Source organism: Allotabrizicola aquatica (SeqCode) (assembly GCF_965194375.1).
In the GTDB taxonomy this organism is placed as follows: Bacteria; Pseudomonadota; Alphaproteobacteria; order Rhodobacterales; family Rhodobacteraceae; genus Tabrizicola_A; species Tabrizicola_A aquatica.
Map to the genome: position 1 here is coordinate 116,126 of NZ_CBDAEL010000006.1, position 13,245 is coordinate 129,370.

At 62.5% G+C, this 13,245-nt stretch carries 11 protein-coding genes and 1 tRNA gene; 11 read left to right on the forward strand and 1 reads right to left on the reverse strand.

Annotated features, from left to right (window positions below):
* Positions 1–6: 6 nt before the first annotated feature.
* Positions 7–1,440, reverse strand: a complete 1,434-nt coding sequence (locus AC72UB_RS09795; protein WP_505189607.1) for a Glu/Leu/Phe/Val family dehydrogenase — start codon at positions 1,438–1,440, stop codon at positions 7–9.
* A gap of 371 nt (positions 1,441–1,811) precedes the next feature.
* On the opposite strand from AC72UB_RS09795, the gene AC72UB_RS09800 reads away from it, so the two are divergent.
* From AC72UB_RS09800 to AC72UB_RS09850, 11 genes are all read left to right on the forward strand, one after another.
* Complete coding sequence (locus tag AC72UB_RS09800; protein WP_505189608.1) at positions 1,812–3,395, forward strand: pilus assembly protein TadG-related protein; 1,584 nt, start codon at positions 1,812–1,814, stop codon at positions 3,393–3,395.
* A 296-nt stretch (positions 3,396–3,691) separates the two neighbouring features.
* Positions 3,692–5,395: a pilus assembly protein TadG-related protein gene (locus tag AC72UB_RS09805; protein ID WP_505189609.1), complete on the forward strand. Its 1,704-nt coding sequence runs from the start codon at positions 3,692–3,694 to the stop codon at positions 5,393–5,395.
* A complete protein-coding gene (locus AC72UB_RS09810; protein WP_505189610.1) occupies positions 5,392–5,928 on the forward strand; it encodes a TadE/TadG family type IV pilus assembly protein in 537 nt (178 codons plus the stop codon). Before AC72UB_RS09805 ends, AC72UB_RS09810 begins: the two co-directional genes overlap by 4 nt.
* A gap of 12 nt (positions 5,929–5,940) precedes the next feature.
* Positions 5,941–6,501 carry a TadE/TadG family type IV pilus assembly protein gene (locus AC72UB_RS09815; protein ID WP_505189611.1) on the forward strand — a complete coding sequence of 187 codons (561 nt, stop codon included), beginning with the start codon at positions 5,941–5,943 and terminating at the stop codon, positions 6,499–6,501.
* A 130-nt stretch (positions 6,502–6,631) separates the two neighbouring features.
* Positions 6,632–7,543: a pirin family protein gene (locus AC72UB_RS09820; RefSeq protein ID WP_463289659.1), complete on the forward strand. Its 912-nt coding sequence runs from the start codon at positions 6,632–6,634 to the stop codon at positions 7,541–7,543.
* A 98-nt stretch (positions 7,544–7,641) separates the two neighbouring features.
* Positions 7,642–7,869: a hypothetical protein gene (locus AC72UB_RS09825; RefSeq protein WP_505189612.1), complete on the forward strand. Its 228-nt coding sequence runs from the start codon at positions 7,642–7,644 to the stop codon at positions 7,867–7,869.
* A 77-nt stretch (positions 7,870–7,946) separates the two neighbouring features.
* A complete protein-coding gene (locus AC72UB_RS09830; protein ID WP_505189613.1) occupies positions 7,947–9,248 on the forward strand; it encodes a homoserine dehydrogenase in 1,302 nt (433 codons plus the stop codon).
* An 85-nt stretch (positions 9,249–9,333) separates the two neighbouring features.
* Positions 9,334–10,299, forward strand: a complete 966-nt coding sequence (glpX, locus tag AC72UB_RS09835) for a class II fructose-bisphosphatase (RefSeq protein ID WP_505189614.1) — start codon at positions 9,334–9,336, stop codon at positions 10,297–10,299.
* 67 nt (positions 10,300–10,366) lie between these two features.
* A complete protein-coding gene (recJ, locus tag AC72UB_RS09840) occupies positions 10,367–12,112 on the forward strand; it encodes a single-stranded-DNA-specific exonuclease RecJ (RefSeq protein ID WP_505189615.1) in 1,746 nt (581 codons plus the stop codon).
* A gap of 56 nt (positions 12,113–12,168) precedes the next feature.
* Positions 12,169–12,243: transfer RNA gene (locus tag AC72UB_RS09845), tRNA-Glu, on the forward strand.
* A 143-nt stretch (positions 12,244–12,386) separates the two neighbouring features.
* On the forward strand, positions 12,387–13,181 hold the full coding sequence (locus AC72UB_RS09850; RefSeq protein ID WP_505189616.1) for a lytic murein transglycosylase: 795 nt from the start codon (positions 12,387–12,389) through the stop codon (positions 13,179–13,181).
* Positions 13,182–13,245: the final 64 nt, after the last annotated feature.

Genomic DNA, 13,245 nt, shown 5'->3' on the forward strand with positions numbered 1-13,245 from the left:
GCCCCCTTAAAGGCCCTTGGAGCGATAGGTTTTGGCCACGCGGTCAATGGCCACGATATAGGCCGCCACCCGCAGATCATCCACATCGGTGCGGCCGTGCCAGACCTCACGCATGGCCTGATAGGCGGTGCGCATGGTGTCGTCCAGCCCCGAGCGCACCAGCGCCAGTTCATCTGAGCCTTGCAGGAACTTCTCCTTAAAATCGGCCGCCATGGTCCAGCCAAGGCCCTGATCCGAGGACAGACGCTCAAACTCCTCGACCAAGAGCCGCGAGCGGGCCTCTTCGGCGCGGCGCTGCATGCGGCCAAAGCGGATGTGCGACAGGTTCTTGACCCATTCAAAGTATGACACCGTCACCCCGCCTGCGTTGGCATACATATCGGGGATGATCAGCGTGCCCTTGCGGCGCAGGATGTCATCGGCACCAAAGGTCACCGGGCCATTGGCCGCCTCGATGATCAGGGGCGCCTTGATGCGCGCGGCATTGCCAAGGTTGATGACACCCTCCAGCGCGGCGGGAATAAGGATGTCGCATTCCATTTCCAGCACCGCCGCGCCATCCGCCACATGACGGCCCTTGGAATACCCGGACAATAATCCGCCGTTGCGGTTCATGTGCTGGCGCAGGTCTTCGATGTTGATGCCCTTGTCATCCAAGATAGCGCCATCGCGTTCGATGACAGCGATGACGCGCGCGCCATCCTCTTCGGACAGGAACTTGGCGGCGTGATAGCCCACATTGCCAAGACCCTGCACGATCACGCGCTTACCCTCCAGATCGCCGGTCAGGCGGGCGGCGGCGCTGTCCTCGGGGTAGCGGAAGAACTCGCGCAGCGCGAATTGCACGCCCCGGCCCGTCGCCTCGACCCGGCCTTGGATCCCGCCTGCATGGGGCGGCTTGCCGGTGACACAGGCTTTGGCGTTGATGTCGGTGGTGTTCATGCGCGCATATTGGTCGGCGATCCACGCCATTTCGCGCTCGCCCGTCCCCATGTCCGGGGCGGGCACGTTTTGCGCAGGGTGAATCAGGTCGCGCTTGATCAGCTCATAAGCAAAGCGGCGGGTGATCTGTTCCAGCTCATGCTCGTCCCATTGGCGCGGGTCAATGCACAGGCCCCCCTTGGAGCCGCCGAACGGCGTTTCAACCAGCGCGCATTTGTAAGTCATGAGGGCGGCCAGCGCCTCAACCTCATCTTGGTTGACGCCCAGCGAATAACGGATGCCCCCTTTCACCGGTTCCATATGTTCGGAGTGAACGGATCGGTAGCCCACAAAGGTCTCAATCTTGCCACGCAGGCGCACCCCAAAGCGCACCGTATAGGTCGAGTTGCAGACCCGGATTTTCTCCTCAAGCCCGGGGGAGAGGTCCATCAGCGCGGTGGCGCGTTTGAACATCAGATCAACCGATTCACGAAAGCTGGGTTCGCCGGCAACAGACATGTGGTTCCTCCCCTTGGACGCCCGCCGGATGGCGGCGCTTAGGTCTGGTGTAAGCCACAAGACTGGCAAATGTCCGCGTCGATTGGCCGAATGTTTGCGCCAATTTGTAGCGTTATGTGATTCGGATCTGTCCGTTTTGGGCAAGCCTGCCGCAATTGGGCGCCGCTTTGGACAGGCAGTTGTTTCGGTTGCGGGCACAGTCAAACCGGGCTGGGCGGGATCGTTTCCAATTGGCCTGTGCCGGTCTGGCCACCGCCGCCTTTGCCACAATTTCGCCACAACTTCGCGACAACTCCAAGGCGGGGGCAAGGACGAATTGCGACTGGGGCGACCCGGAGCAAGACAACGGGATAGGTTTCATGGCTGCCCTCATGACCAAAGCACTGCGCGTTTATGCCAAGGCCGAAGACGGCGCGTTGATCGTCTTCGCCCTGTTCTTGTTCGTTTTGATGGCGATGATGGGCGGGGTGGCGATTGACGTTCTCAGATATGAGACCACCCGCACCCATCTCTCACAGACGCTGGACCGCTGCACGCTGATGGCCGCAGGGCTGACCCAGCGGCTGGATCCACAATCGGTGGTCGAGGATTGTGTGGAAAAGGCGGGCCTCGCGGACAAGCTGGAAAGCGTTGTGGTGCTGGATGGGCTGAGCAGCCGCGATGTGCAGGCCACGGCGCGGGCGGCAACCAACCCATTCTTTCTGCACTTGATCGGGATTGACGAGTTTGACGCCCAAGCCGGGTCACGCGCGGTGCAGACGATCACCAATGTGGAAATCGCACTGGTGCTGGATGTCTCCGGCTCGATGTCGGGGGCCAAGATCGCCAATCTGCGGGCGGCGGCGTCGAATTTCGTGGCCGATATGCTGGACAGCGACCCCAATCAGCGCGTGTCGATCACGGTCGTTCCTTACAATGCACAGGTCAATTTGAGCCCGACCCTGCGCGGTAAGTTCAACGCAACTCATCTGCACAATGTGACGGATGTGAACTGCTTGGAACTACCAAACGCGGTCTTTGGCGCCCCGGCTATTCCGCGCAATGTGGCGCTGCCAATGATGGCGTGGTCGGACCATTACTACGGCACCCTGACGGGTGGCTATGTGAACCCAACCGACACAACCTATGCCCGGCCCAACACGTCCGCGAACTTCTGCCGCCAAACGCCGGCCAATGTGGTGCGGATGGCCAGCCAGAACCGCGCCCAGTTGCAATCGCAGATCAACGGGTTGCAAGCGGGCGGCAACACCTCGATCGTGCTGGGCATGAAATGGGGCGCGGCATTGCTCGACCCGGCGGCGCGGTCGATCTTCAGCGAATACATCGATGATGGGCTGATGAGCGGCAACCTTGAAGGCCGTCCCTTCAGCTACAATGACCCCGAAAGCATGAAGGTGATCGTGCTGATGACCGACGGCGAGCATGTGGCGCATGACCGGATCAACGATGCCTTCAAGTCCGGCCCCTCACCGATCTGGCGCAGCGCGGGCGATGGGCGTTATTCCATCCACCACCCGACTCAACCCGGCACCAACAAGTTCTATGTGCCGCATTTGAACACTTGGCGCGCGACGGCTTGGACCAACACGGCCACCCCCGCCCAGCGTCAGGATTGGCGCGAAGTCTGGGCCAATCTGCGGCTCAGCTATGTGGCGTGGCAGTTCTATGGCCGCCCCTATGGCGACGCCGCCTATAACAACGCGATCACTTCGATGCGGTCGGTCTATGCCTCGGCCACGACCATGGACACCATGCTGCAAAGCACCTGCAATCAGGTGAAAGACAACGGCGTCATCGTCTATGGTATCGCCTTTGAGGCACCCGCGCGCGGTCAGGCGCAGATCTCGGGCTGTGCTTCCTCGCCTCAGCACTACTACGAAGCAACAGGCTCTGAAATCGGCGCGGCCTTTGACTCGATCGCGGCGAACCTGACGATGCTGAAGCTGACCCAGTAACGCGCACTGGGGCAAACCGGAGCGGATGGGCGGGGACGAATCATGTCTTTCGGCCCCCGCTGCAAAGATCGGCAGCACCTTCCGCCGAAGCCCGGACAAGCAGGGCTGTTTCCGCGTTGACGACAAAGCACCAACAGATCGCGCACTGTCACCGCAGGGGCCAGCATGGCGCGGGATCGTCTTAGCTTTCACACCATGACGCCACATTTGCGCCCAAAGGTTAATGCAGGGTCACAGCGTGTAAGGGTCTGCCAGAAGGCTGCCCAGTATCGTTTTTGCCGAAGTGGAGGCACCCCATGTCGCATCTGCCTGCGAATCTGACAGCCGAAGAGCCCGATGGGCTTGCGGCGCAGCGCGAAGTCGCCCGCGATCATCTGGTGCGGGGCGAAGAGGGCAACCTGACCATCTTGGCGCTGTGCATGTTTGTCTTAATGGCGATGATCGGCGGCATCGCGGTGGATCTGATGCGCTATGAAGCGATGCGCACCTCACTGCAGAACACACTGGACCGCGCCACGCTGGCGGCGGCCTCGCTCAGCCAGCAGTTGGACGCCGAAGATGTGGTGACCGACTATTTCGACAAGGCGGGTCTGGCAGATTATCTGCGCGCCGTCACCGTCGAAGAGGGCCTGAACTACCGCGAAGTGAATGCCGATGCGCGGGCCGCGACCAACCCGTTTTTCCTGCACATGATTGGCGTGGAAGAAATGGATGCGCCCGGCAGGTCAAAGGCCGAACAGCGCATGACCAATGTGGAGATTGTGCTGGTCCTCGACGTCTCAGGCTCGATGGCCGACAACAACCGGCTGACGAACCTCAAGTCGGCAGCCAATGAATTTGTCGACACGGTGCTCAGCAGCGACAGCGAAGACCGCATCTCGATCGCCGTCGTGCCCTTCAACGGTCAGGTGAACCTTGGGGCGGCGCTGCGGGGCCGCTACAACGCGCAACACCAGCATGGCGTGACCAATGTGAACTGCGTGGATCTGCCTGCCTCAGTCTATACCCAAACCGGCATCACGACGACGCTCGGCCTGCCGATGACCGCCCATGCCGACACCTTTTCGCAAACCAGCCGGGTGGCGTCCTACATCGACCGGGCCAGCACGGATTTCGCCGTGCCGGTTCCGGGCAACCGTTGGTGCCCGCCGTCAACCTCGAACACGTTGATGCTGCCCTCGCAAAACATCGCGGCGCTGCAGGCCAAGATCAACAGCCTCACGGCGATTGGGGCCACCTCGATCAATGCGGGCATGAAATGGGGCATGACGCTGATCGATCCGGGCAGCCAGGCCGTGATCGGCCATTTCGTCGACACCGGCGTTGTGCCACCTGTGTTTGACGGCCGCCCCTTTGATTACACCGACCCGGAATCGATGAAGATCATCGTTCTGATGACCGATGGGGATCATTTCACCGAAGAGCGGGTGCGCGACCAGTATAAGTCGGGTGTGACGGGCACGAATGGCACGCATGCGATCTACAAATCCCCCAATGACGGGAACTATTCGATCCGCTTTATTACCGGGCGGCCGGGTGTATCGGGCACACGTGAGTATTGGGTGCCCCACCGCAGCGAATGGCGCGCTTTGCCTTGGACCAACACCACCAACACCGGCGCCGCGACGCTGCAACCGATCACGTTCCAGCAATTGTGGAGCGAAGTGCGCCTCGATTGGGTGGTCTGGCAGCTTTACGCCCGCGCCTTGGGCACCAACGACAGCCAGCGTTCAGCCCAATACACCACTTGGCTGCCGCTTTTGCGCGAACAGACCCCCATCAACACGATGAACGCGCAGTTGCAGTCGATGTGCGGTCTGGCCAAGACAAACGGTGTCACCGTCTATGGCATCGCCTTTGAAGCCCCCACGGGCGGCCGCACCCAGATTTCGCAATGTGCCACCTCCTCGGCGCATTACTTCAACGCGGCCGGCCTGCAAATCCGAACCGCTTTTCGTGCCATTGCCAGTAATATCAGTCATCTGAGGTTGACCCAATGATCCGGCATCTTTTCCGCAAGTTTGGCCGTTTTGGCCGCGACGACAAAGGGACCGCCGCCGTTGAATTCGCCATGACGGTGCCGCTTTTGTTGACCATTTTCATGGCCTCGTTCGAAAGCGGCTTTCTGATGGTGCGCTCGATCATGCTGGAGCAATCGGTCGACATGACGATGCGCGAGTTGCGACTGGGCCACTATCCCATTCCGACAGCGGCGCTCTTGAAAACCAACATCTGCGAGCGCTCGGTCATCTTGAAAGATTGCGAAGACAACATCGTGATCGAGATGACGCGGATCAACACTGCAAGCTGGTCTTTGCCGACCAGTCGCATGGCCTGCGTCGACCGCGAAGAAGATATCGTGCCGGTGACGCAGCTGCAGATCGGCCAGCAGAACGATGTGATGCTGGTGCGGGTCTGTGTGGTGCAAGACGCGATGTTCCCGACCAGCGGGATCGGCCTTGGTCTGCCCAAGGATGCGCAGGGTGGCTATGGTCTGGTCTCGGTGACGGCCTTTGTCACCGAACCGAGCTAAGGGGGGCAGATCATGACACTCGACGCCCGCCTGCGCCGGTTCCTGCGCCAAGACGAAAGCGGCACCCTGATGGCCGAGGCCGTTTTGGTGCTGCCCTTCATGCTGTGGTCTTATCTCGCGCTCTTTGTCTATTGGGACAGCTACCGCGCGGTGAACACCGTGCAAAAGGCCGCCTATACGGTCTCCGACATGATCTCGCGTGAGATGGTTTCGGTCACCGAGGCCTATATCGTCGGGATGGATGCGATGATGGAATATCTGATCGATCAGGATCAGGACGCCCGCACCCGCGTCTCCGAGATTACTTGGTCGCAAATCAACAACCGCTATGAGGTGTTCTGGTCGCGCTCGCCGCACAATACGATGCCGCAGTTGACCACGGGCAGCCTCGGCACCATCGCCGACCGTTTGCCGGTTTTGGCGGATGGCGACCATGTGGTGTTGGTCGAGGTGGCGGTGGATTATAAACCATCGTTCAACGTCGGCTTGGGCAATCAGACGATTGAACAGTTCATTGTCACCCGTCCGCGTTTTGTGCCGCGGGTTTGCCTGACGACAGCGCCCTGCAGCTAAGTCGGGCGGGCCGATGGCCACACAGGGCCGTTGTGCAGCGATGCACAGCGGCCCTTCGCCATGCCGATGTTGCCGAACGGCGGGGGTTGGCCTAGCTATGGGCCAACGCTCATGACCCTGCGAGGCCCCGATGTCGATCCGTCCCGTCACCACCACCAGCCGCGCCCGTCCCGCCATGGAAGGCGCAGGCGTGCATCTGCACCGCGCTTTCGGGTTCGGCGACCCGGAACGCATGGACCCGTTCCTGTTGTTTGATGATTTCCGCGGCGATCATCCGCGCGACTATATGGCGGGCTTCCCGTGGCACCCGCACCGGGGGATTGAGACCATCACTTACGTTTTGGCCGGATCGGTCGACCATGGCGACAGCCTTGGCAACCGTGGCACGCTGAAGGGCGGCGATGTGCAATGGATGACGGCGGGCTCGGGCATCCTGCATCAGGAAATGCCCAAAGGAAACGCCAAGGGGCAAATGCATGGATTTCAGCTTTGGGCCAATCTGCCGGGGCATCTGAAGATGACCCAGCCGCGCTATCAGGATGTGCGCTCAAACGACATTCCCGAGGTGATCGACGATGACGGCACCGTGGTGCGGGTGATCGTGGGCGAGTTCTGGGGCAAGCGCGGCCCGGTGGATGGCATTGCCGCCGATCCGCAATACCTCGACATCTTCGTGCCCGAGGGGCGCAAAAAGACCTTCAAGATCGATACCCGCCGTCACGCCTTTGCCTATGTCTTTGACGGCGCCGCCAAGTTCGCCGATGCAGCACGGCCGCGCGGCGTGCTGTTGGAAAAGGAAGTGAACGGCGAAGAGCTGAACATCCGCGATCTGTCGGGCAACCGCACGCTTGTTGAATTCGGCAAGGGCGATGAGGTCGTTGTGACCGCAGGCCCCGACGGCGTGCGCTTCCTTCTGGTCTCAGGCGCGCCGTTGCAGGAACCCGTGGCATGGCACGGCCCCATCGTGATGAACACCAAGGCTGAGTTGGAAACCGCGATGCGCGAATTGCGCAACGGAACCTTTATCAAGCCCGCGCATTAAAAGGCCGGGGGCGCGCTGCGCCCCCTTTGCGCCCAACAGCCTAAAGGCGAACGGACTCAGGACTTTTCCCGCAAGCGGTCTTGCTTTAGGCTGGCCCAATGTTGCGCGCTATTTTTTTGTCCTTTTCGCTCTTGATGGCTGCCTGTTCCAACATCCCCGATGTTGGTCTGGTCGAAGCCCGGCTTAATGCCACCGGGGTAACCCCAAATTTGTTGACGGCCGCAGAGCTTGCGGCCTTGGCCACCGCCACACAGGATCCGCCCCCCGCCCTTGCAGGCGAAGCATCAGCCTTGCAAGCGCGCGCAAAAACCCTGCGCCAACGCTAAAGCTGCGCAGCAGTCGCGTTGCACCGCCGCGGCGAAACCGCTAACAGGCAGGAAGCAATCACGACGAGGTTCCTCCCATGTCCACCCCCGCATACCGTGCCCCCTTGCGTCTTGGCCTTGCGGGTCTGGGGACCGTCGGGATTGGCGTGGTGAAAATCGTGCAAGAGCATGCCGCCCTGATCGCCGCCCGCGCGGGCCGCCCCGTGGTGATCACCGCCGTCTCTGCGCGCGATCGCACGAAAAACCGCGACGCCGATCTGTCGGGCTATGCGTGGGAAACCGACCCGGTGGCCTTGGCACACCGCGAAGATGTCGATGTGTTCATCGAGGTGATGGGCGGTCATGAAGGCGCGGCCCGCGACGCGACCGAAGCCGCAATTGCCACCGGCAAAGATGTGGTCTCGGCCAACAAGGCGCTTTTGGCACACCACGGACAAGCCTTGGCACTGGCAGCCGAAGCGGCGGGCCGGGTGATCCGGTTCGAGGCGGCTGTGGCGGGCGGCATTCCAGTAATCAAGGCCCTGACCGAAGGACTTGCCGGCAACAAGATGCGCCGCGTCATGGGCGTGATGAACGGCTCATGCAATTACATCCTGACGCGGATGCAATCGGAAAACCTGCCCTATGAGGCCGTCTTCGAAGAGGCGCGCCAGCTGGGCTATCTTGAGGCTGACCCCAACCTTGACGTCGGCGGCATTGATGCGGGCCACAAGCTCGCCCTTCTCGCCTCGATCGCCTTTGGCACCAAAGTGTCCTTTGGCGCGGTCGAGTTGGAAGGCATCGGCAGCGTCTCGATCGACGACATCCGGCTGGCCGAGGATATGGGCTACCGCATCAAGTTGTTGGGCGTGGCACAGATGACAGGACGCGGGCTCGAGCAGCGCATGACGCCCTGCCTTGTCCCGAGCGCAAGCCCCTTGGGCCAGTTGCAGGGTGGCACCAATATGGTGGTGCTGGAAGGTGACAGCGTCGGCCAGATCGTGCTGCGCGGCCCCGGTGCGGGCATGGGCCCGACGGCCAGCGCCGTGATGGGCGATGTGATCGACCTTGCCCGCGGCACCCGGCTGCCGACCTTTGGCCAACCCGCCGCGACCTTGGCCGAGCCGATGGCGGCCAAGTCGGCGACGCCAGCCTCGTATTATCTGCGCATGACGCTTTTGGACAAACCCGGCGCCTTGGCGAAGATCGCCACCTGTCTGGGCGAGGCGGGCGTGTCCATCGACCAGATGCGCCAATATGGCCATGAGGGCGCCAATGCCCCGGTGTTGATCGTGACACACAAGGCTAGCCGCGATGACATTGACCATGCCATCGGCCGGTTCGCCGCAACGGGTGTGTTGGTGGGCGCGCCGGTGGCGCTGCGCATCGAAGAGGTCTAGGGCCAGCGGTTAGCGCAACCGGTCTTGCCCTTGGACCACCGCGCCCGCTACACCGGGCACATCTTTTCCAGCAAGGATTCCCAATATGGCTGACGCCAAGGATTTTCAGGACCGCATGTTGTCGCTTGGCCTTGCCCGGGTGTCCGAGGCGGCGGCGCTGGCCTCGGCGCGGCTTGTCGGGCGCGGCGATGAAAAGGCCGCCGATCAGGCCGCCGTCAACGCCATGCGCGACCAGTTGAACCTTCTGGACATCGCAGGCGTCGTGGTGATCGGCGAGGGTGAGCGCGACGAGGCGCCAATGCTGTTCATCGGCGAAGAGGTGGGCACCGGCAATGGCCCGGCTGTGGATATCGCGCTCGACCCCTTGGAAGGCACCACGCTAACCGCCAAGGACATGCCGAACGCGCTGACCGTCATCGCCATGGCGCCGCGCGGTACACTCCTACATGCGCCCGATGTTTACATGGACAAGCTGGCCATCGGGCCGGGCTTTGCTGTGGACACCGTCACGCTGGACATGTCGCCGGCAGAGCGTGTGCGCGCATTGGCCCGCGCCAAGGGCTGCACGGCGGAAGACATTACCGTGTGCATCTTGGAACGTCCGCGCCATGAGGTGATGATCGAAGAGGTCCGCTCTACCGGGGCCGCGATCCGGCTGATCACCGATGGCGATGTGGCCGGCGTCATTCACTGCGCCGAGGCCGAGGTTACGGGCATCGACATGTATATGGGATCCGGCGGCGCACCCGAAGGCGTGCTGGCGGCCTCGGCGCTCAAATGCATGGGCGGGCAGATTTACGGCCGACTGCTCTTCCGCAATGACGATGAAAAAGCGCGGGCCAGAAAGGCCGGGATTACCGACCTGAACCGCATCTACACCCGCGACGAGATGGTGACGGCAGATGTGATCTTTGCCGCGACCGGCGTCACCTCAGGCTCGATTCTGTCTGGCATCAAACGTGAGCCGGGCTGGATGACCACTGAGACGCTGTTGATGCGGTCCAAGACCGGATCGGTGCGGCGCATGACCTATCGCAGCCCGGTGAAATAACGCTCTTCGTCGGCTGCGCCGCTCATCGCGGGCCGACGAAAAGCCGCAGGCGCATGAGGAGACCGCTTTGACCACAGACCGCGCCTTTCTCAACGTCGCCCACTCGCTCACGGGGCGCCGCTGGGTTGGGCCGGGGCTTGAGGCGGACCGGCAGGCCGAGGCGATGGCGCAGATCACGCGCCTGCCGATGGCCGTGTGCCACACGCTGGTGGCGCGCGGTGTCCCCCCAGATGAGGCGGGCGGCTTTCTGAACCCCGCGCTGCGCGATCTGTTGCCCGACCCTTTGTCACTGCGCGATATGGAGCGGGCCGCCGCGCGGTTTCTGACCGCGCTGGAACGCTGCCAGCGCATCGCAATCTTTGCCGATTATGATGTGGACGGCGGGGTCTCAGCCGCCCTTCTCACGGTCTGGCTGCGGGCGATGGGGGCTGAGGCGACGCTCTACATCCCCGACCGGATTGATGAGGGCTATGGCCCAAATGTGCCGGCCATGCAGGCGCTTGGCGCGGCGCATGATCTGATTGTCTGCGTCGATTGCGGCACGCTTTCGCATGAGCCAATTGCGGCGGCGGGCTGCGATGTGGTGATCTTGGACCACCACCTTGGGGCCGAGACCCTGCCATCTGCCTATGCGGTGGTGAACCCCAACCGGCAGGATGAAACGGGCGATCTGGCGCATCTTTGTGCGGCGGGTGTGGTGTTTCTCATGCTGGTCGAGGCCAATCGCCAACTGCGCGCTAAGGGCACCCAAGGGCCTGATCTGATGGGGCTTTTGGACCTTGTGGCGCTGGCCACTGTGGCCGATGTGGCCCCCTTGATCGGGGTCAACCGGGCCTTTGTGCGCCAAGGGCTAAAGGTCATGGCCCGGCGCGAACGCGTGGGCCTGCGTGCGCTGGCCGATGTGGCGCGGATGGATCAGGCACCCACGCCCTATGCCTTGGGCTTTGTCCTTGGTCCCCGCGTCAATGCCGGGGGGCGCATCGGGCAGGCCGATCTTGGCGCGCGGCTGTTGGCCTGCGACACCCCAACCGAGGCCGCCGCCATGGCCGCCCGGCTGGACGAATTGAACTCTGAACGCCGCGAGATCACCGAAGCCGTGCGCGAAGCGGCGATGGCACAAGCCGAGGCGCGGGGCCTCGATGGCCCGCTCGTCTGGGCCGCCAGCGAAGGCTGGCATCCCGGCGTTGTTGGCATTGTGGCCGCGCGGCTGAAAGAGGCCGCCCACCGCCCCGCCGTGGTGATCGGGCTCGAGGGCGGGATCGGCAAAGGCTCAGCCCGGTCAATCAGCGGGGTGGATCTGGGCGCGGCGGTGCAGCGCGTCGCGGCAGAGGGACTGCTCATCAAGGGCGGCGGCCATAAAATGGCCGCGGGTCTGACGGTGGCCGAAGACAAGATGGAGGCCGCAATGGCCCGTCTGGGCGAATTGTTGGCGCGCCAAGGCGCAGGCAACGAGGGGCCGCGCGATCTGGGGATCGACAGCCTGTTGATGCCCTCGGCCGTAACGCCCGCGCTGATCGAACAGATCGAGGCGGCCGGGCCTTTTGGCGCCGCCGCCCCTGCCCCGCGCTTTGCCTTTGCCAATGTGGCGGTGCAGGCCCGGCGCATGGGCGAGACGCATCTGCGGCTCTCGTTCGGCGACGGCACCGGTCCCAAGCTGGAAGCCGTGGCCTTCGGTGCCTTCGACGGCCCGCTCGGGCCCGCGCTGGAAAATCCTGGCCACCACCGCTTTCACCTCGCGGGGCGGCTCGAGTTGAACCACTGGGGCGGGCGCACGAAAGTTCAACTTCGTCTGGAAGACGCGGCAATCGCGTGATTTTTCCTCTTGCGAGTCACCCACGCCCCCTCTAAACAGCCGCTCACCGAAAGCGTGGCCCGTTCGTCTATCGGTTAGGACACCTGGTTTTCAACCAGGTAAGAGGGGTTCGACTCCCCTACGGGCTGCCACTTTCTTCCCTCGAAAATGTGACTGTGTTGATCGCCTGAGTGCGCTTAGGCGCTTGTGTTCACGCGTCGCACAGCGGCTTGCCATAGCGGTACGGACCGCTAAACTGCGCGCGAATTATCCGCCAAAAAGGTTTGAACCCGTGTTGCTTCGCCCCCTGCTTGCTTCGCTCCTCGTCCTTGGTCTTGCCCTGCCCGCCGCTGCCGCCCCCTGTGGCGACACCTCAGCCGGGTTTGAGGATTGGAAGACCGTGATGGCCAAAGAGGCCAAGGCCGAAGGGGTGGGCAAGGCCGGGATCGCGGCGCTGATGGAGGCCAGCTATGCCAAGGCTACGATCAACGCCGACCGCAATCAAAAAAGTTTCAAATACGCGCTCGATAAGTTTCTACAGGTGCGCGGGGCCGATGCGATTGCCAGCCAAGGCAAATCGCGTAAGGCCAAGAATGCCCAGCTGTTTGACAGCCTAGAAGCGCAATATGGCGTCCCGGCGGGCGTGCTTTTGGCCATTCACGGCATGGAAACTGGCTTTGGCGGTTTCATGGGCGACAGCAATGTGATCTCGGCGATTGCCACGCTGACCTGGGATTGTCGGCGGTCGGATTTCTTTCGGCCGCATCTGATCGGCGGGTTGAAACTGGTGGATATGGGGTCAATTTCGATGGCCACTATCGGAGCCAAGCATGGCGAATGGGGCCACACCCAATTTCTCTTAGGCAATGCCCTGCGCTATGGGGTGGATGGCAACGGCGATGGGCAGGTGGACTTGGAAAACCTGACCGATGCTTTGGCAACGACGGCCAGTTATCTGGCGGCCAAGGGCTGGCGGCCCGGCGCAGGCTATCAGGAAGGTGAGCCAAACTTTGCCGTGATCAAAGAGTGGAATGCGGCCAAGGTCTATCAGCAAGCCATCGCGATCATTGGGGCGCGGATCGACGGATAAGGTCGCAGTTTGCGCGATTTTGCCCCTTGCGCCAGAGCCTCGGGGCCGTTAGGAACCGCGCCAG

Coding starts and splice junctions, on each gene's coding strand:
- AC72UB_RS09795 (WP_505189607.1), bottom strand. CDS start 1,440: ATGTCTGTTGCCGGCGAACCCAGCTTTCGTGAATCGGTTGATCTGATG.
- AC72UB_RS09800 (WP_505189608.1), top strand. CDS start 1,812: ATGACCAAAGCACTGCGCGTTTATGCCAAGGCCGAAGACGGCGCGTTG.
- AC72UB_RS09805 (WP_505189609.1), top strand. CDS start 3,692: ATGTCGCATCTGCCTGCGAATCTGACAGCCGAAGAGCCCGATGGGCTT.
- AC72UB_RS09810 (WP_505189610.1), top strand. CDS start 5,392: ATGATCCGGCATCTTTTCCGCAAGTTTGGCCGTTTTGGCCGCGACGAC.
- AC72UB_RS09815 (WP_505189611.1), top strand. CDS start 5,941: ATGACACTCGACGCCCGCCTGCGCCGGTTCCTGCGCCAAGACGAAAGC.
- AC72UB_RS09820 (WP_463289659.1), top strand. CDS start 6,632: ATGTCGATCCGTCCCGTCACCACCACCAGCCGCGCCCGTCCCGCCATG.
- AC72UB_RS09825 (WP_505189612.1), top strand. CDS start 7,642: ATGTTGCGCGCTATTTTTTTGTCCTTTTCGCTCTTGATGGCTGCCTGT.
- AC72UB_RS09830 (WP_505189613.1), top strand. CDS start 7,947: ATGTCCACCCCCGCATACCGTGCCCCCTTGCGTCTTGGCCTTGCGGGT.
- glpX (WP_505189614.1), top strand. CDS start 9,334: ATGGCTGACGCCAAGGATTTTCAGGACCGCATGTTGTCGCTTGGCCTT.